The sequence below is a fragment of the Shewanella oneidensis MR-1 genome (assembly GCF_000146165.2).
In the GTDB taxonomy this organism is placed as follows: Bacteria; Pseudomonadota; Gammaproteobacteria; order Enterobacterales; family Shewanellaceae; genus Shewanella; species Shewanella oneidensis.
The window spans coordinates 1,932,994-1,952,482 of record NC_004347.2 but is presented as its reverse complement, the minus strand read 5'-3'; the positions used below and the strand labels follow the sequence as shown (position 1 = coordinate 1,952,482).

Sequence of the window (19,489 nt, the reverse complement as noted above, 5' to 3'; positions counted from 1 at the left end):
TATATAAGCAGGATTAATTAATGCTATAGATTAAAAATGTCCAGCATCTAACATTTTATAGCGGATCGCTAAACGGGTCAGCTCCACATCACCACTGATCCCCAGCTTCGCAAATAAGCGGTAACGGTAACTGTTAACGGTTTTTGGGCTTAAGTTGAGCTGCTCCGAAATATCATTGACCTTTTCACCGTTGGTGATCATCAACATAATTTGCAGTTCGCGCTCAGATAAGGCTTTAAACGGATTCTCATCGGCAGGATTAAATTGGCTCAATGCCATTTGTTGGGCTATTTCAGGGGATAAATAGCGCTGACCACGGGAAACCTGACGTATCGCTTGCAACACCTCGGGTGGCGTCGCACCTTTGGTTAAATAACCAGACGCGCCCGCCTGCATCACTTTGCTGGGGAAAGGATCTTCGGTATGCACGGTTAATACAATAATCTTGGCATGGGGTTGATAACGCAAAATTTTACGGGTGGCTTCGAGTCCGCCCATAACTGGCATATTCATGTCCATTAAGATGACGTCGGCTTCATTTTGCCTAGCCCATTGTACTGCGGTCTCGCCATCGGGCGCTTCACCGACAACTTTGATCCCCCGCTCATCTTCTAAGATACGGCGGATCCCAGTTCTTACCAGCTCATGATCGTCAACTAAATATATCGATATCAACTTTATCCACCTTTAACCAATGCTGACTAAGAGAGTTTAGCCAAATCAGAGTACTGCAACCGAAATATAGGTTATCAGGGTAATTTAGCCCAACAATGGCATTTCGCAAAGCATAAAATGAATATTGTTAACTAGATGAAATTTAAAGGAACAACTCGCTAATTACTGCCGTTTGAAATGAGATACTGACATAACGCCAACATTGAGTGTGCCTCAGGATTGGACGAATTGATGATATAACACAAAATATAGCCAGTTTAAAACGCTCATCGAAAATGAAGTACTTTAAATGCAAAAAGCCGCTAATTGCTTAGCGGCTTTTTGACTGAATATGGCGCACGAGCTGCGCTTAGAATGAGGAACCCTAGGTTCAAATTCTGCAAACAAAAAGGCCATCATTGCTGATGGCTTTCCATGAAATATGGCGGAGGAGCTGCGCTTAGAATGAGGAACCCGGGTTCAAATTCGGTAAACAAAAAAGCCATTATTGCTGATGGCTTTCCATGAAATATGGCGAAGGAGCTGCGCTTAGAATGAGGAACCCGGGTTCAAATTCGGTAAACAAAAAAGCCATCATCGCTGATGGCTTTTCCGTGAAATATGGCGGAGGAGCAGGGATTTGAACCCTGGGTGGGCTATAAACCCACGCCGGTTTTCAAGACCGGTGCATTAAACCACTCTGCCACCCCTCCGAACGACCGAGATAATATACATCTCGCCCAAGACTGTAAACCTAAATTTATTATTAATTGAATTGATTGGCTATTTGATACCCAATAGTTGATAAAACCATCGATTAGAGAGTAATTTTTGACCTAGCCCTATTCTAGCTCGCTAAAAACCTGCATAACGACAGTGTTATCCAAGATAATCCTTGAATAGATTAAACTATCGTGACCGCTTTTTAGGATGGAGACATTCTATGAAGGAAATGATGTTTAAATAGGAATCGTAGAAGAAGGTTAATCCTAACGTAACCTTGCGGATCAAAAATTAAATTCTTCATATCACAATATAATGCTTATCAAGACAATCGCAGATACACCGTTTTAGTAATCGAATCCAACATCGAATGCCACTGACTCAAAATGCAAACAGGCCGCTAAATGCTTAGCGGCCTGTTTGACTGAATATGGCAGAGGAGCTGCGCTTAGAATGAGGAACCCGGGTTCAAATTCTGTAAACAAAAAAGCCATCATTGCTGATGGCCTTCCATGAAACATGGCGCAGGAGCTGCGCTTAGAATAAGGAACCCCAGGTTCAAATTCTGCAAACAAAAAGGCCATCATTGCTGATGGCCTTTCCGTGAAATATGGCGAAAGAGCTGCGCTTAGAATGAGGAACCCGGGTTCAAATTCTGTAAACAAAAAAGCCATCATTGCTGATGGCTTTCCATGAAACATGGCGCAGGAGCTGCGCTTAGAATAAGGAACCCTAGGTTCAAATTCTGTAAACAAAAAGGCTATCATTGCTGATGGCCTTTCCGTGAAATATGGCGCAGGAGCTGCGCTTAGAATGAGGAACCCGGGTTCAAATTCTGTAAACAAAAAAGCCATCATTGCTGATGGCTTTCCATGAAACATGGCGCAGGAGCTGCGCTTAGAATAAGGAACCATAGGTTCAAATTCTGTAAACAAAAAGGCCATCATTGCTGATGGCCTTTCCGTGAAATATGGCGGAGGAGCAGGGATTTGAACCCTGGGTGGGCTATAAACCCACGCCGGTTTTCAAGACCGGTGCATTAAACCACTCTGCCACCCCTCCGAACGCCGCAAATAATATAAGCATCATCGGCGCTTGTAAACAGCAATTTTTCAATATTGTGTCAAATGCTCATCTTATATTCAGGCGGATGATTTTTCGGGCAAATTACCTACACATTTTCAGCAATATCTGGGTAAACCCTCATAAAAACACCTATACAGTAAGAGACTTGCCGTCTTGGTATGGTAAAATCGCAGTAACTTTTCACGGTAAATGCTTATATGAATTCACTCTTGATACCTTCATCCTCACTCGCTCCTGAATTTAATCTTCCCGTCCTGCCGCAATTGCCGACAGGATTCAAAGCGTTACTTTTAGGTCAAGAGCGCGTGTTGGATGCCTTTAAGTTACATAACGCCATTGCCGATCAACAACTGTATCTCGCAGATTTCCCTGGCATCGACAGGCAATTAATGATGAAAGCCTTAATGGAAACGCTTGAGCCATTGCCGGCGGCTTATTTGGTGGCAAAGCGCCCCGAAGACAACGCCATTCAATTCCATTGGCAATATGAAGCGCCACAGGACAATCAAGGCTCTATTGCCGAAAAGCATGTCAGTTATCGCTATCTGAGCGGCAATATTCGCCGTTCAGACCTTCTTGGCCGTATGGTCCAATCAGGCAATAGCAGTAAATATCAAGCGGGTGCATTAGCAGAATGCCATTATGTATTTATCTGCGCTGAATCCCTGTGGAAACGTGAAGGCTTATGGGACTTGCTGATGCAAATCCTGACACAGAAAGAGTATCAAATCAGCCACAACCTAAGCCCTATCCCATTAAATTGTAAAATTATTTTAATTGGCGCGGGTTTAATCTATAGCCAAATTAGATCCGAAGATTGGCAATTTCAACGCCACTTTAACTTGTTGGCCGAACTAGCAGGTGAACTCGATTTAACCCGTTTTAAAGAAGCGCAATATGCCAGTTGGCTACAAACAGTGGCGCAAAATGTCGATGCCACATTAGAGCAATCCAGTCTTGCACCACTCTTTAGACACAGTGCCAGATTAACTGAGCACCAACGTCGCTTAAGTCTCTCGATGCTTGATTTGGCCCAGTTAATGGCACAGGCAAAAGTCTATCGCGGTAAATCGACAATCAATGCCGCCAGCATTGAACGTGCGCTATCGCAAGCCAATTATCGCCATAACAGCTCTGAGGAATTTTCGGGCCAAAGTTTTGATGATAATTTCATAAATCTGCCAACTGAAGGCGCTATGGTAGGACAAATTAATGGTCTTACTGTTATTGATGCAATTGATCACTGCTATGGTGAACCCGCGCGGATCACCGCAACGGTGCACTATGGTGACGGCGAAGTTGCTGATATTGAAAGAAAATCTGAATTAGGTGGCAATATTCATGCTAAAGGGATGATGATCCTTTCAGCCTGTTTATATCGTATCTTTGGTCGCGATGCACCATTGCATCTTAATGCCAATATTGTATTTGAGCAGTCCTATCAGGAGATCGATGGCGATAGTGCCTCGCTTGCCGAATATTGTTGCTTGATGTCGGCCATTGCAGAACAACCGATTATTCAGTCGTTAGCCATTACGGGAGCGTTGGATCAATTTGGTAATGTGCAAGCGATCGGCGGTATTAATGAAAAAATTGAAGGCTTTTTTAATCTTTGTGAGCGCCGAGGGTTAACGGGTAAACAAGGCGTGATTATGCCCAAGTCGAATATGTTACAGCTGAACCTTCATTCCAAAGTAATTACAGCTGTAGGCAAAGGCTTGTTCCACATTTATGCCATTGAACATATGGATGAAGCAGTCGAACTTTTGATGCAGATGCCCGCCGGGGTTGCCGACGAAGATAACGACTTCCCAGCGGAGTCCTTATACGGTCTAGTACAGCAACGACTAGACAAGCTAGCGGGTAACGGTGAGGAAGAAATTGGCTTAATAACGAGATTACTCGCAAAATTAGGATTTTTCCGACATTAATTAGCTGATCGGAGTTGTTTAGCTTACACGTGTTCGCTAATCTTGGCGCTCTTATTGCTGGAGTAGTAAAACAATGAATAAAGCAAACAGTTTCAATAAAGAAGAACTTATCGCCTGTGGCCATGGGAAATTATTTGGTCCAAATTCCCCTCGCCTCCCCGTAGACAACATGCTGATGATCGACAGGATCATTACCATTAATGACAACGGTGGTGAGTTTGGAAAAGGTGAAATTGTTGCCGAGCTCGATATTAAACCAGAATTATGGTTTTTTGATTGCCACTTTATCACTGACCCTGTTATGCCAGGCTGCTTAGGCTTAGATGCTATGTGGCAACTCGTTGGGTTTTACCTAGGCTGGGAAGGCGCAGAAGGCAAAGGCCGCGCTTTAGGTGTGGGTGAAGTTAAGTTTACTGGTCAAGTATTACCCGGCGCTAAAAAAGTCACTTATAAGCTCAATATCAAACGCACCATTCACCGTAAATTGGTAATGGGTATTGCCGATGCAATCCTTGAAGTCGATGGTCGCCAAATTTACAGTGCAACCGATCTTAAAGTCGGTGTCTTTAGCGATACATCGACCTTCTAATCCGCTTTACCCTACATGATCCAATAGACACAAAAATGCCCTCATCTGAGGGCAATTATGCTGCATTACTCTGTCTGTTCAGGGCTATTTAACTGCGAGAAAAACTCGCTATTTATTAAATAGCCCATTAACTCGGCCATCAACACCTTCACGCCAACCACCTAACCACTGTGATCGCGAATCAAGATTTGCATAAGGACAAAGCTCTTTAGAGCGTCCACCAATACCGGCTTGGAATCCTTTTGAAAAAGCTCTGTCTAAACGATCTCGTTTTTGTCTTTTCATGCAAGCGTCCTCTGTTCTACGTGAAATAGAAGCAACAGCTTCACCCATAGAAATAGTGCTTTTCAACGCCGAGATCAATCAAAAAATTGTTCATTTTATCGACTATTTATTAAACTATTGAGATCATGATTAAAAAAAATCGAGGCATTTTGCCTCGATTTTTTGAGTCTGAATTCAAGCTTAAAAACTAGCGAACGCGACGACGCAACCAAACTAACGGTAAGGCAAGTAACCACGCAAGTGATGCGGCGCCTTGACGTTCATAATTGCCCGTATCTGTGCTGTCATCCACAGTACAAGCTTGGCCATTGGTTGCGGGTTTAAGCACCACCATACGAGGAACGTAGGCGGTAACAGGTTCGCCATTGCCACTGAGTTCAAACAGAGGTAAGCCGTTTTCGCCAACAATAATGTTGCCATTCTTATCGAATTGATAAGAAGGCTTACGAATAAAGGCAGTCCCCACAATGGTACCATCTTCATTAATGCTTGACGCTTCTACCACCTGGATATCGCTGTTATAGCTGAGTACTTTGCCAGTACCATCCTGCACTTCAACCTTATGGCGAGTCCAATTGCCGTCTGCGCCCTTTTCAAAACCCTTAGATTCACAGGTCAGCAATGTGTTGAGGTTACTGAATTCACCCGTTGATTTCTCATACAGGAAGCCCGCCTTAGGACGCGGTTTTTCCTTGTCATAGGTGGTTTCAATGTAACCAACAACTTGGCCTTTGTTATTGATATCTTTAGGTTTGCTAGATAAATCTGTCGTAGTGGTAGCAAAGTCATTGGGCGTGACGTAAGGCACATCCGGGGTATTAATATCAAAATAGAAAAATTTATCGCGTAAATAACCTGAGATATAACTGCGATAGCTACCGACAACGATACCATTGTCGTTTACATCATAGGCAATAGAGCTCGAAACAGCGTCAGCCATTGGGATCCAATGATATTGATAGTTACCCTCAGCATTTTTGCTCCAATAAGCCGCATCTTGATGTAGCCTACCGGTATCACCATAACGATAAACGTGCGAGCGACCAGCCACCACGCCGTCATTATTCACGCCCATTGCCTGTGCAGTAAATGTCAGTGTATTGTCACTGGCTGGTGTTAACCCAAGCGGTAATGCTGTACCTGAAGCGTTGCCATTATCCAATTGCCAAATGAAAGCACGCGTTTGGTACTGAATGTTACGCGTGCCTTGGTCATTAGGGTATTGTTCACGCTGAATACACACATCTAACGGTAAAGTGTTATCAGTGCTTAAACAGTAAGCCACACGATCAGCACCATACTTGCTGATATCTGTGCTGGCGTAACCAACCACTAAGTTATTATTGTTTACCGCTGTCGCTGCCGACCAGCCTCCCAGTTGAACCGTTTTATCGTCCTTAACATACTGAGTATAAGGAGGAGGTAATGGGATTTCGGTGCCCCCCACTTTGGCAACACCACGATACTCATAATCGCGGTAATACCAATAGTCGGTGGTATTATCTGTTGTCGCGGTATTTTCTGTTTTCTTTTCAGGGGCCGTCATGCTGCCCACTTTCAGGCCTGCATCATTGATATCGTAATAAAAAGTGTCGACAGAGTTGACAACCGAAGTATCACTCGGTGGCGTAGTGCCATTGATACTATCGAAAGTTGGCAACCAAGCACCAGCCGCACCATTTTGCGCCGCAATAAAGGCAAAGTTGTTGGCAACAATCGCCGCCGTAATTGAATAGGTGATGGTTTCTTCTGGAGCGATACCATCTTCAACGTCGATAACCCCACCTTCGACATCAGATGTACTGAGTTTTTTCTTACCTTTAGCAATACCAACCAACTCATCGTTAGCATTAATGCCTAAAGCGTAACCATTACGGGTGCCTTCGAGGGTGCCTGTACGTTGCAAATCATAATTTTCAATGTTAACAATTTCATAAACTGGTGCAGCATGGGCACTGTGTAATACGCCAAGGACACCTAAGGCAACCAAGGACAGGGCTTTATCCAACTTTGACTTCATTAATTCTATTCCCATTTTTATTATTGGTTTACTTCAGTGACTCAAGCTCTTCCCATCGCTCGAAGCAAACTTCCAATTGCTTTTCTTTATCCGCTAACAGGCTCAATACCTGATTGATTTTATCCTGCGTCTGACTATAAAAATCTGGGCTCGCCACTGTAGTTTGCAACTCGAGGATTTCGGCCTCTAATTTCTCCATCAGCTCTGGCATTGCCTCTAATTCACGCTGGAATTTATAGGACAGTTTTTTTGCGGCTTTGGCAGGCTCAGCCACTTTAACCTCAGCGGTTTTTGCGGTCGCAGGTGCTTCGACCGTGTTTGTCTGACTAGGTTCCTCAGAATAAAACTTTGCACCTTGATCGATAGCATCCTGATAACCGCCAACATACTCTGTCCAGTGACCATTGCCAGCATACCACCAGCTGCTGGTCACGGTATTATCGATAAACGCCCGGTCGTGGCTGACCAGCAATAACGTGCCTTCATATTCAGTCAGCAGCGACTCTAGCAATTCTAGGGTCTCAATATCAAGATCGTTTGTCGGTTCGTCGAGAATGATAAGGTTTGCGGGACGAATAAGTAACTTCGCCAGCAATAAACGGTTTTTCTCACCGCCTGATAACGCTTTAACTGGCGTTCTGGCACGCATTGGCGAGAACAGAAAATCCTGCAAGTAACTAAGAATATGGCGGTCTTGACCATTGATAGTGATGGTCTTTTTACCTTCTCCCACGTTATCTTCAACGGTTTGCTCAGGATCCAATGCTTCACGGTATTGATCGAAGTAGGCAATTTCGAGCTTAGTACCCACTTTCACTTCACCCGATTGAGGTTGTAGCTTTTCAATCAATAATTTTATTAACGTCGATTTACCACAACCGTTTGGACCAATCAACGCGATGCGATCGCCACGCAGCACTGTGGTGTTGAAGTTTTTTACCAGATTTTTATCGGGCAAGTTATAGTTTAGGTCCTTCACATCAAAGACCAATTTACCCGAACGTTCTGTATCGGCCACCGCCATTTTGGCATTGCCCTGACGATTTAAACGTTCACTGCGTTCTTGGCGCAAGGCTTTTAACGCACGCACACGGCCTTCATTACGGGTACGACGCGCCTTAACACCTTGGCGGATCCACACTTCTTCATCGGCTAAGCGCTTATCAAATAATGCGTTTTTCTCGGCCTCGACCCGCAGCCATTCCTGCTTACCATCAAGGTAAGCTTGATAATTACCAGGCCATGAGGTCACAACACCGCGATCTAAATCCACAATCCGTGTGGCCATGCGCGCAATAAAGCCCCTGTCGTGGCTGATAAACACGATGGCGCCTTGGAAATCCAGCAGGAATTTTTCTAGCCATTCAATAGTATCGATATCGAGGTGGTTTGTTGGCTCATCGAGTAGCAATAAATCTGGCGCGCTGACTAACGCACGGGCAAGTGCCACTTTACGTTGCCAACCACCGGATAATTCACTTAAAGATTTATCGGGATCTAACCCCAAAAGCTCACAATTTTGATTGATCCGCGAGTCAAGTTGCCAACCATTATGGTGATCTAAGGTTTCCTGCAGCTTTTGCATCTGATTGAGCATGCGCTCCATTTGCTCAGGCTCAGCAAAAGCGACATCGTGGGACAACTGGTGGTATTGCTCTAGGGCTTCGCCAACTTCTTTCAAACCTGCGGCAATATAAGCGTAAACCGTGCCCTGCTCAGCTTTAGGTGGATCTTGCTGTAAGCGACTTACCGTCACACTGCCATCGATGTTAAATTCACCTTCATCGAGCAGTACATCGCCAGATAAAATCTTTAATAAACTCGACTTGCCTGCACCGTTACGGCCAACAATACAAACCCGCTCGCCGCGCTCGATAGTGAAATCGGCATTTTGCAGTAGCGGGGTGTAACCATAGGCTAACGAGCCATTATTGATACGAACCAGACTCAAACTAAGCTCCTAAAAATTCTTGTAATTGCGTGGCATCAAAGGGCCAACATAAACAGCGCTCGTCCTGGGCTTTCACCACAGGAATCGACACGCCATAACGCTCTGCTAAGGTTTCATCATCGCAAATATCGATGGCGGTATAACGTACCTCGGCAGCATTTAACAAGGCCGCCGCCAGTTCGCATAAGTGGCAACCTTCGGTGTGATACAACACATAGCTTGCCTGCAATGCATTATTTATCTGCATGGGTAATTAACCAGGTGTTATGGATATGAGGATTACGTTTGTAATCCAGCGGCAAGGTCATGTCGTCGATGTTTTGCACCTTAATCTTCATTTTGGTTAAAGTCTCAGTGTCCATCTTAAACTTGCGCTTATTGTTGGAGAACACCAATTCACCGTTTGGACTTAACAGCTTGATTAGCATACCGAGTAAATTTACATGATCACGTTGCACATCGAAGGAGTCTTCCATGCGCTTGGAGTTCGAAAAGGTGGGCGGATCGATAAAAATCAAATCATATTGTTCGTTACAATCGCGGATCCACTGCAAACAGTCAGCCTGAACAAACTCATATTGTTTGCCACTGAGATTGTTAAGAGCAAAGTTCTCTTTTGCCCAAGCAAGATAGGTGTTTGACATATCAACAGTCGTGACTGACTTTGCGCCGCCTAATGCAGCATGCACTGAGGCAGAACCTGTGTAAGAGAACAAATTCAGTACCCGGCGGCCCTTGGATTTTTGCCCCACCAAACGGCGAGTTAATCGATGATCGAGGAACAGCCCAGTATCTAAATAACCCGTCAGGTTTAGCTTAAATTTAGCGCCATATTCAGTCGTGATAAGCTCTAACTTACGTTCATCCAGCTTTTGATATTGGTTGGTGCCCTTTTGACGCTCGCGGGTCTTCATAATGATTTTGTGTGGATCGACCCCAATCGCCGCAGGCAAAGCCAGCAGCACATCGCTTAAACGACGTTTAGTGACAGCCTCCGGAATACTGGCTGGTGCCATGTATTCTTGTACAACAACATAATCAAGATACTTATCGACCGCGACGTTGTATTCCGGAATGTCGGCATCGTAGAGGCGATAACTATCAATCCCCTCTTTTTGGGCCCACTTTTCAAATTGCTTAGCGTTTTTCTTAATACGGTTAGCAAAAGCGGGGGCGATATCAGCAATATCGACGCCTTCTGGCAATACTGGCGTATCGCGGCGGGTACTTTGTGCGTGAAGCGTGTACAAGTTAAAGGCACATTCTAGCGCACCGTTAAACATCTTCATCTGTTTATCGGCTTTAAGTTTCAGTGCTGAGATAAGCTCGATATCGCTACACAGCATGGCCACTTTCCAGCCGCCAAATTCTTTTTTGAACTTGTCACCTAATTGATAGTACAGCTGCAACAGCTCAGACACACTGCCTAAACGCTCACCGTAAGGAGGGTTGGTAATGAGGTAACCTTCGGCCGCAGGCGGCTCAACATTCAGCGCATTCGCTACGTTAAACTCAATTAATTCAAGCACGCCTGCATTTTGTGCATTACGTTTTGCTAGCGCCACTAGGCGTGAATCGATATCAGAACCATAAAATTTGACCTCGCAACGCTTCACCCCAAGCGAGGCGCGCGCTTTAGCTTCTTCGACAATTTCGTGCCAAGTGGCTTTATCGTGGCGACGCCAATGTTCAAAACCAAAACGGTTGCGTTGCAGACCAGGAGCAATATCAGCGGCCATCAAAGCCGCTTCAATCAACACTGTACCGCTGCCGCAGAAGGGATCGAGTAAAGTGGTTGGTGCGGCTTTCCAGCCACTGCGAACCAGCATATTCGCCGCGAGGTTTTCTTTTAAAGGCGCTTCCCCCGTGGTTGAACGGTAACCGCGTTGGTGCAGTGATGGGCCAGAAAAATTCATCGCAATGGTTATGACCCCATTACGAAAATGGGCATCAACTTTAATATCAGCATCAATACGGGCCACATTGGGCCGTGCATCGCCATCATCACGGAAACGGTCAACAATCGCATCTTTAATCTTTAGCGCGCCAAACTGGGTATTGTTAATAAAACCACCCGTGCCATGAAAATCGATACTAAAGGTGTTGCGATTAGAGAAATGTGCAGACCAATCAATACAGTAAGCTGCATTATATAACTGCTCCGCCGACTCACAGGGGCCCTTATAGATCACCAGTACAATACGGCTGGCTAAACGCGTCCACAGGGTAATACGATACGCTAAGGTGAGAGGCGCGGTAAAATAGACACCGGCTACACTTTCTTTAATCTCAGTCGCACCAAATTCTGTCAGTTCTTGGGCTAAGCTATATTCAAAGCCCTTAGGGGCGGCAGCAAAAAAATTAAGCATGGGATAATCAATACGCAGTCAAAATCAAACCGACATTATACCTGCGAAGCAACATAAAAGATAAACAGTTATTAGCCAAAACTCGATTTAGTCAGGCTGTTGACCCGCTTTTAATCCACTAAAATCCCATATCGCGGCCAATAATGGATGAATTACCCGCACTACGCTTTATATTTAAGCATTCGTCCGTTTTTTTAGAATTCCTCCTTGCAATGACACCGCGCTGCAGTTATAGTCTGCCCCGCTTTGAAGACGGACGCGGGATGGAGCAGCATGGTAGCTCGTCGGGCTCATAACCCGAAGGTCGTTGGTTCAAATCCAGCTCCCGCAACCATTTAAAGCAAATATAAGTAATACAAATAGATATAGGACGCGGGATGGAGCAGCATGGTAGCTCGTCGGGCTCATAACCCGAAGGTCGTTGGTTCAAATCCAGCTCCCGCAACCAATTTAGATGTATACGTTTATAAAAAAGAAACAGCTAGTCGGGCTCAACTCTTTATAAACAACGGCGAAGGTCGTCGGTTCAAATCCGGCTACCGCAACCAATTCTAAGATGACGGAATTAAAACTGTTATCAACAGCGTTAATCGGACGCGGGATGGAGCAGCATGGTAGCTCGTCGGGCTCATAACCCGAAGGTCGTCGGTTCAAATCCGGCTCCCGCAACCAATTTAGATGTATCGGTTTATAAAAAGAAAGGGCTCGTCGGGCTCAACTCTTTATAAACAACGGGCGAAGGTAGTTGGTTCAAATCCAGCTCCCGCAACCAATTCTAAGATGACAGAATTAAAACAGTGATCAGCAGTATTAATCGGACGCGGGATGGAGCAGCATGGTAGCTCGTCGGGCTCATAACCCGAAGGTCGTCGGTTCAAATCCGGCTCCCGCAACCAATTAATACAGAAATCATGACTAGGCCAGCATAAGCTGGTTTTTTTTGTACCCGAAATTTATCTACAGAGTTGCAATATGGCAGCTTGTCGGGCTCAGCCCTTTATAAACAACAGGCGAAGGTCGTCGGTTCAAATCCGGCTCCCGCAACCAATTAATACAGAAATCATGACTAGGCCAGCATAAGCTGGTTTTTTTGTACCCGAAATTTATCTACAGAGTTGCAATATGGCTGCTCGTCGGGCTCAGCTCTTTATAAACCCCGGGCGAAGGTCGTCGGTTCAAATCCGGCTCCCGCAACCAATTAATACAAAAATCACGACTAGGCCAGCTTAAGCTGGTTTTTTTGTACCCGAAATTTATCTACAGAGTTGCAATATGGCTGCTCGTCGGGCTCAGCTCTTTATAAACCCCGGGCGAAGGTCGTCGGTTCAAATCCGGCTCCCGCAACCAATTAATACAAAAATCACGACTAGGCCAGCATAAGCTGGTTTTTTTGTACCCGAAATACATCTTGACTTGAGTTTTGCCTGAATTTGCCTTAATCGTTTATCGAATTGCTCTAACTACATTCGGAATGTTCCTTACGAAAACTAAGCCGTTAACTCGTACAGAAATAGCTTTCTGAACTAACATTTGTGTCTATTGCACTTTAGCAAACTAATGCCTTTTGCCTGTGCAGTTGCCGATTTAAACACCCCCAGTTAAGTATTCACTTTTCCCTCTAAATGCAGCCATCGTCATTTGCCGCCCAACAAGCATTTCTGTTATGATCCATCGCTGACTAATCATAATTCCACAAATTGACAGATAATCAGCACTCAAGCTTTATCTTGCGATACCAACCCATCGCCTGCAGGTACAAATATGATTAACCACTTTAGTGTGCTTGGTATCAAACCTAGTGCCAAAGAAGACGACATTAAAAAAGCCTATCGCCGGCTCTCAAACAAATATCATCCTGACAAGTTGCTAGGTGCCTCTGATGAAGAAAAAGAGCAAGCATCGCAGCAACTTGAACGCGTTAAAAAAGCGTATGAAGTCCTATCAGATCCTAAGCTTAGAAATGCGTTTATCCGAGATTTCAACAACGTGATAGTGACCGACCCCAATAGCGCCATGCGCGAATTATGGGATCAGTTCTACCCTTAATATTTATTTTGAGTACCAAATAAACGAGCGGTTAAATTCGCACCTCCTGATGTTGAGCAATTTATTTCGGTACGTTTTATTTCGATAAGCTATTTGTTTTAGCGCTTATATTTCGAGACATGCCCATGGCCAAAAAACTGAATATCTCACGCATTAATGAGCTTAAAACCAATGCCTACGACAATATCGAGTCCTATGATGACCCTGATACACCTAAGGCTCTGGAGCAATTTACCAGTCAAATCAAAAAAGTATTACAGGCTGACCCTAAAATGCTCGAGTCGGTGCCCGAGTATCTGCCCGTCGCACTTTATGGCCGAGTAAAATTTCCCAGTGATGCCAAGCTCAAATGGGCTCACTGGATCAATACCGCAACGCAACCCGACTGGGATGAGTTTAAAGTCACTATCGGCTTTAACAATGCCGATTTACCTTTAGTGTTGGCGGTACGCGCTTATTCAGAAGATTTATTGATTGAAAGCTGCGCCGTGCTTTACTTACTTGAAAACCAAGGTAAAGCCACGCCAGCCCCTAAACGTAGCGCTGATGATGATTTTGAAGACGAAGACAGTGACTATGCCGACTATTCGGATGATGATGACGATGAAGGCGAAGAGGAAGATGGCTACTACGATCACTACGATGATGAGGACCGCTAATGAACACGAGTCTGATTGAGATAACCGTTGCCGAGATTAAAGAGCTCGCCGATGTCGAGCCAAAACAGGCTAGCAAACGTTTCGAACTCATCGCCACCACAATGAACGATGAACAATTAGTCGAAGTGATTGAAAAAATGGATATTGTGACACTGACTCAGATCAACAGTCACCATGATATCTCCTGCCCTTCGATCATGTCGGAGCTGATGACTCCTGAGCAAATTCGCGACATCGTCTGTCAGCAACCTTTGTACTGGGAAGAAAAAATCAAAAACAATGCCGAAGAACTCATTCAGCATACCTTTGATTTTTTAACTTATTTAATTCGTATTCAAGATAGCGAAGAAAAACAAACTGCCATTTTAGAATGCATTGCCGAAGATCCTGCTGGCCTCTTCTATTTGTCTATCCCCTTTATCGAAATGATGTTGGGTGAAGGACACGACGATGAGGATCATATCAATGACTACTACGACGATGAAGAAGATACCGACACCATCGGTTACGACAGCCGTGTCGCCAGTGAAGAAGCCCATAGCTTTAGCCTAGATGACCCCCGTAGTCTGATGGCGTTAATCCATGAGCTGGCACCCGATGTTGAAAAAGCCATTAAAAACCTGCTGCGTAACGAAAGCTCTGGTTGGGAAACGATCATTAACAAGTTCGTTAATGAATTAGTTATCCAAGCGAAAGAGAAAAACCAAGTTACGGATGAATACGCAGAAGTGGATGATATGTTTAGCTTTTTAGATTAAGGATCCCTAGATGCAACTGGTACTGCGCGATATAGACCAAGGCCCATTCCTGAGTAAGGTATTGGCTAAAGGCCAAGCAGACGACACCCTCAGCGGTGAGCAGCTCGCACAAATCAAATCAAAAGCCATTTTGATGAGCCTCAAATTGGCAGATAAGTTCTATAACAAGTACAAGATGCACTTGCTGGAACAAGCGGCGCACGATGTGATTGGTGTTGTCAGTCTCGGCTTAATGGAACTGTCGAATCAGGATCAACAACAGGCATTGCGTTTACTCATCACCGCTGATGGCGTGGTTAAGTGCTTCCAAAAGGGCTGGAGTATGCTCAGTGTCGTGAGCAAGCATAAGTTGGTTAACAGCAAATCTCTTTATGGTGATGTCGATAAATTCCTCCTGGAACAAGTATCTACACCGCCTGATGCCGATGAATGGCTGGGATATGAAGCCTATCAGGACGCTTTAGTCGAGCACCAACGCCAGCAATCGATTGCGGCGCTGATGGCGCAGTTTTATGCCCAAACCAGTTACGATCCGTTGGATTTCTTAAATCTGGAGAGCGTACTAGCCGAAGCCGTGTTGTATCGGATGTTATTTGATAATGCGAAAGTCAGACAAGATTTGAAAAAGCGCATAGCCAAAATCAGCTTGCAGGATGAATGGTTTAGCCTTGAGTATATTGAGCAGCAAACCCAACAAGCCTTGGCAGAGTTACCCGCAGAACTGGCCGACACTATCGGTAAAGATTTGGGTAAAAACTTTGCGCCTGCACTGCTGCGTACGTTACATTTTGCCAAAAGCTACCGCGAGCTGCTGCTTAATGACGCATCCCCAGAGCGTTTAGAAAGATTCGAGCATAAAGAAGGACTTGTTGGTCTACTCGGCTGGCCGCTTTATATCGTGCTGTAATCCTCATCAGGGGCGTTAGTCCATTTAACGCCCCGATTTTTATCTGCTTTCTGAGTTTTACTCTGCTTCCTTTATCGTCTCGCCACCAGCCGCAATACAAAATGCTGGCATAGTTGCATCGGGGTGCAGATAGCCCCAAATCCGAAATCCTTGAGCTTCTCTACTGTAGGGGATCCCATATTTGTGCAATTGTGACTCGATATAATCTGCAAAATCGGTAGTTTTTTCAGGTAGCAATCTACCGCGATGTTCTCTTTTAAGCGGGTCAATCTCAAGCCACTCAATCCTCTCGCAAATCTCCAGTAACTCATGCCACCACACTGGCGTAAAACTGGGGTTAGGCTCCTCATCCTCGAGTAACTTATAACGCACATGGGGCACAAAGTTCGGTTCTTCATGGAGCGCCTGCTCAAGTTTTCGCCATTTTGTGAAACTCATAACCGAAGTTAATTGATGCTGATTAATATACGCCAATGTGTCTGCATTCATTGCGACAAGCTCGCTCCCTGTAAATGATAAAGCCTTAAGTGATGCCATCTTAGCTTAAGCGGATATGTACTTAAATCGACTTAGCTTAAATTTAAAGCACGCTATAGTGACGTAACGTAAAAAAGCCTGCAATGCAGGCTTTTGATATCAAAAGAAAGAGGCTAATGCTTAACGATATGTCAGTGTCGTGGTATCCGTTAATTTATCATTATCTTTAACGGTTAATTCGACGGTATGCTCTCCGCGGCGTGCCAGACGCAGTACTACAGGACCATTGGCACGGGTACCATTATCAAACTTCCACTTATGCTGCTTAATAACCCCATCGGTGTCATAGCTCGTCGAAATAAACATATCGACTAACCACAGATTAATGCGCTGAATTTGTGCAACGGGTGGCTTTTTAACGTTTTCAACTACTACAGTCACCATTTGCGAGCTGCTGTGGCTTAAGCCGTCATTGTCCGTTACGGTTAACGTCACTAGATAATCACCACTTTGCGCATAAGTGTGTGATACCGCCTCTCCAATACCTTGGCTATTATCGCCAAAGTCCCATTGGGCAGAGACAATTTGGCCGTCACTGTCGGTTGACGTTGAGGTAAATTGCACGGAGGCACCATTCACCACTTTAGTGAAACTGGCTTCTGGGGCGACTTTTTCAGCTTCGAGCAAGAGTGAAATCACTACAGGATCATGGTCAGATGATCGATACGCATCACTGGCATACAAATCTTGCACTTGCGTCGGCGTCTTAAACTCCTCGTTGTAATCTAACACCCGTGGCTCGTCGGTATTAATATGCCACTCGGTCACATCCACGACTTTATCCACTAGCGCAGCATTCGCTAAAGCATGGTCTAACTGTCCCGATTCCCCTGAAAACACATAGGAATAGGCATTAGCTTTTTCAAGTTTGGCGAATAACTCGCTAAAACCGGTATTCGCCAGCGCGGTCAGTGGATCTTCCTTGGCATACGCGTTTAAGTCGCCGATCAGCAATACACCTTGCTCGGGATATTGTGCCGCAATCCACTGCCCAGCAGCCGTAGCAGCGCGGGTACGGGTGATATTGCAATTGCCTTGGCCGTCGTTAACATCGGGATCACCAGCACACTCACTGCCCTTTGATTTCAAATGATTAACGGCAACCACTAGCGCCTCTTCACTGCCATTGAGCACGAAGGCTTGCGTCAACATTGGGCGGTTTTTGCCATCATCAAACAGCGGTTGGCCAGTTTCATCTAACGGTGAATTGGTACTAGATAATATGCGGGCATCGCCCTGTGGGCTGACCTTATCACTGCGGTAGATTAAACCGACGGTAATCGCATCCGTACCAATTGCACTTAAGTTATTGCCATTGATCTTTGGAATAACATAAGCGTAGCGATTTTCACCCACGGCAGTATTGAGGCCCGCGACGAGATCGGCAATCGCTGAGTTTGCACCAAAGCCATCGTTTTCAATTTCCATCAGACCAAAAACATCGGCACCAATACCAACCATCGCACTGATAATTTTAGTTTTTTGACGTTCAAACTCGCTCAGCGTATTCGCACCGCGTGCCGTTGGAAATCCGCTGCCTTGTCCATCGCCATTAAAGTAGTTCAGTACGTTAAAACTTGCGACTTTGAGGTTACCGCCTTCAGCCAGAACGGGTGATTGCGGACGAGGGTTTTCTGCCACAAAGGTAATCGACTCTGTCGGCATGATGCGATAAAGATTAAAACCATAGTGCATCACACCCGTGAGTGCTGTGGCTTTATCTCCAACACGCACAGTGTTCGAAGCACTTAAACCTGGCGCGGGGAAAATCACCGGATCAGGGTTCTGCGCTGTTAAGCCATCATCAAGTAAAATACTGTCTTTCTGATTGGCAGCTGTGACAGCTAAGGCGTCGGCCCCAGGCGCGGCAACTTGTGTCCCAATAAAATGACGGCGGCTACCCAATAAAATTTCGCCATAGCGACCGAGCTTGTAGACTTCGTTTACCACTAAATCTTGGCTAAAGCGTACACGCATGCCTTCGAAGGGCTCAAAATCATCGCTTGTGTTAACGGGTAAAGTCACTACCGCGGCACTCGGCAAAGCTTGTCCTGCAACGCAAAGTTTATGATCGGCTACCGTTGTCAGCTCAGTTAAACCTTGGTATTCAGTGACTTTAGCCTTTAAGCGTACACGGTCGCCCGCCACGTAACCCGTGGGAGCAGTGCCAGTGTAAACAAACACCCCTTCAGAAGTTTGTGGATCGTTATCGGCTTCGTTGTCGGCCATTTGTACGAAAATACCCTTCAGGCCAGCTTCTTGGTTACTCACCACAATAGCCTCAACCACTAAGGTTTGCCCGTTTAACGGACTGGCATTGGTCGAACCTTGCAGGACATGGATTGCAGTTGATGCTTCACCACAAGCGAGTGAGCTCGGTGGCGGGTCAACAGGATCGGTTGGCGTACCAACGCTGAACTTACCGAGATCGGCAATATCGTCTTTTGCAAAACCTAACCAAGTGTTAAAGGTTACAGCATCATCAATAATCGGATCGGCAATTAATTGATCAGGATTACGGCGTAGCGTGTTGTCCTGGGTCGATAAGTCGCCACTACCCCACTCACTACCAGGGTCGACACCCACTTGACCTAAGCTATCAATCACTTGGTTTTGATGGGTCAATACAATGGCATCATCACCATTGAAAAAACTCGCGCTACTTTGTTGATTGGTGACAGCTAAGATATCTGCCGACGCATCGTTATCAGCGACAACATAAGTCGCACCAGCGGCCAAGGTGCCATTGAGGCTGATAGTGCTGCCCACATTAGTGCTGCCATTAAAATAGAAGCGCAATTGGTACTGGCTTAAATCAATGCTGCTTGATGTTGGGTTATACAATTCAATGGCTTTGTTATTGCCGCTGCCTTCAACATATTCAGAAATAATCAAATTATCCGCGCCGTGGGCAAAACCACAGACGCTACTGATGGCTAACGCCAACAGTGTTTTGTGTTTAAACATAGTGACC

At 45.3% G+C, this 19,489-nt stretch carries 15 protein-coding genes and 6 tRNA genes; 10 read left to right on the top strand and 11 right to left on the bottom strand.

Translation table 11 applies throughout. The features are described from left to right. Positions 1-30: 30 nt before the first annotated feature. The 4 genes from uvrY to SO_RS08560 form a co-directional block, all read right to left on the bottom strand. On the bottom strand, positions 31-675 hold the full coding sequence (gene uvrY, locus SO_RS08575; RefSeq protein ID WP_011071972.1) for a UvrY/SirA/GacA family response regulator transcription factor: 645 nt from the start codon (positions 673-675) through the stop codon (positions 31-33). Between the two features lie 601 nt (positions 676-1,276). Further along, positions 1,277-1,367, bottom strand: a tRNA-Ser gene (locus SO_RS08570). Between the two features lie 357 nt (positions 1,368-1,724). Continuing rightward, positions 1,725-2,324 (bottom strand): hypothetical protein, encoded by a 600-nt coding sequence (locus SO_RS08565; RefSeq protein ID WP_164925674.1) that lies wholly within the window; start codon positions 2,322-2,324, stop codon positions 1,725-1,727. A 24-nt stretch (positions 2,325-2,348) separates the two neighbouring features. Continuing rightward, a tRNA-Ser gene (locus SO_RS08560) sits at positions 2,349-2,439 on the bottom strand. 221 nt (positions 2,440-2,660) lie between these two features. On the opposite strand from SO_RS08560, the gene SO_RS08555 reads away from it, so the two are divergent. Continuing rightward, on the top strand, positions 2,661-4,394 hold the full coding sequence (locus SO_RS08555; protein ID WP_011071971.1) for an AAA family ATPase: 1,734 nt from the start codon (positions 2,661-2,663) through the stop codon (positions 4,392-4,394). A gap of 73 nt (positions 4,395-4,467) precedes the next feature. Continuing rightward, entirely contained in the window at positions 4,468-4,983 is a 516-nt protein-coding gene (gene fabA, locus SO_RS08550) for a bifunctional 3-hydroxydecanoyl-ACP dehydratase/trans-2-decenoyl-ACP isomerase (protein WP_011071970.1), read from the top strand. Between the two features lie 108 nt (positions 4,984-5,091). Here the strand turns inward: fabA and rmf are convergent, their stop codons facing one another. The 5 genes from rmf to rlmKL all read right to left on the bottom strand — a co-directional run bounded on the left by rmf (position 5,092) and on the right by rlmKL (position 11,608). Beyond that, a complete protein-coding gene (gene rmf / locus SO_RS08545; protein ID WP_011071969.1) occupies positions 5,092-5,268 on the bottom strand; it encodes a ribosome modulation factor in 177 nt (58 codons plus the stop codon). A 187-nt stretch (positions 5,269-5,455) separates the two neighbouring features. After that, a complete protein-coding gene (locus tag SO_RS08540; RefSeq protein WP_011071968.1) occupies positions 5,456-7,288 on the bottom strand; it encodes a DUF3466 family protein in 1,833 nt (610 codons plus the stop codon). 28 nt (positions 7,289-7,316) lie between these two features. Continuing rightward, a complete protein-coding gene (locus SO_RS08535) occupies positions 7,317-9,239 on the bottom strand; it encodes an ABC transporter ATP-binding protein (RefSeq protein ID WP_011071967.1) in 1,923 nt (640 codons plus the stop codon). A gap of 1 nt (position 9,240) precedes the next feature. After that, complete coding sequence (locus SO_RS08530) at positions 9,241-9,486, bottom strand: glutaredoxin family protein (RefSeq protein WP_011071966.1); 246 nt, start codon at positions 9,484-9,486, stop codon at positions 9,241-9,243. Beyond that, a complete protein-coding gene (gene rlmKL / locus SO_RS08525) occupies positions 9,473-11,608 on the bottom strand; it encodes a bifunctional 23S rRNA (guanine(2069)-N(7))-methyltransferase RlmK/23S rRNA (guanine(2445)-N(2))-methyltransferase RlmL (RefSeq protein WP_011071965.1) in 2,136 nt (711 codons plus the stop codon). The genes SO_RS08530 and rlmKL overlap by 14 nt, the downstream gene beginning before the upstream one ends. A 257-nt stretch (positions 11,609-11,865) precedes the next feature. On the opposite strand from rlmKL, the gene SO_RS08520 reads away from it, so the two are divergent. From SO_RS08520 to atcC, 8 genes are all read left to right on the top strand, one after another. Beyond that, positions 11,866-11,942: transfer RNA gene (locus SO_RS08520), tRNA-Met, on the top strand. Between the two features lie 37 nt (positions 11,943-11,979). Further along, positions 11,980-12,056 (top strand) — tRNA-Met (locus tag SO_RS08515). Positions 12,057-12,203: 147 nt separating this feature from the next. Further along, a tRNA-Met gene (locus tag SO_RS08510) sits at positions 12,204-12,280 on the top strand. A 147-nt stretch (positions 12,281-12,427) separates the two neighbouring features. After that, positions 12,428-12,504, top strand: a tRNA-Met gene (locus tag SO_RS08505). Between the two features lie 865 nt (positions 12,505-13,369). Next, the gene (gene atcJ / locus SO_RS08500; RefSeq protein WP_011071964.1) at positions 13,370-13,654 is read left to right on the top strand and encodes a cold adaptation protein ActJcold adaptation protein ActJ; all 285 of its coding nucleotides are present in this window, start codon (positions 13,370-13,372) and stop codon (positions 13,652-13,654) included. Positions 13,655-13,779: 125 nt separating this feature from the next. Further along, positions 13,780-14,313, top strand: a complete 534-nt coding sequence (gene atcA / locus SO_RS08495) for a cold adaptation protein AtcA (protein WP_164925673.1) — start codon at positions 13,780-13,782, stop codon at positions 14,311-14,313. Continuing rightward, complete coding sequence (atcB, locus tag SO_RS08490; protein WP_011071962.1) at positions 14,313-15,071, top strand: cold adaptation protein AtcB; 759 nt, start codon at positions 14,313-14,315, stop codon at positions 15,069-15,071. The genes atcA and atcB overlap by 1 nt, the downstream gene beginning before the upstream one ends. 10 nt (positions 15,072-15,081) lie before the next feature. Beyond that, the gene (gene atcC / locus SO_RS08485; RefSeq protein WP_011071961.1) at positions 15,082-15,978 is read left to right on the top strand and encodes a cold adaptation protein AtcC; all 897 of its coding nucleotides are present in this window, start codon (positions 15,082-15,084) and stop codon (positions 15,976-15,978) included. A 57-nt stretch (positions 15,979-16,035) separates the two neighbouring features. On the opposite strand, the gene SO_RS08480 is transcribed toward atcC, so the two are convergent. Next, positions 16,036-16,467 carry a DUF6678 family protein gene (locus SO_RS08480; protein ID WP_011071960.1) on the bottom strand — a complete coding sequence of 144 codons (432 nt, stop codon included), beginning with the start codon at positions 16,465-16,467 and terminating at the stop codon, positions 16,036-16,038. A 168-nt stretch (positions 16,468-16,635) separates the two neighbouring features. After that, the gene (locus SO_RS08475; protein WP_011071959.1) at positions 16,636-19,482 is read right to left on the bottom strand and encodes an ExeM/NucH family extracellular endonuclease; all 2,847 of its coding nucleotides are present in this window, start codon (positions 19,480-19,482) and stop codon (positions 16,636-16,638) included. Positions 19,483-19,489 lie beyond the last annotated feature (7 nt).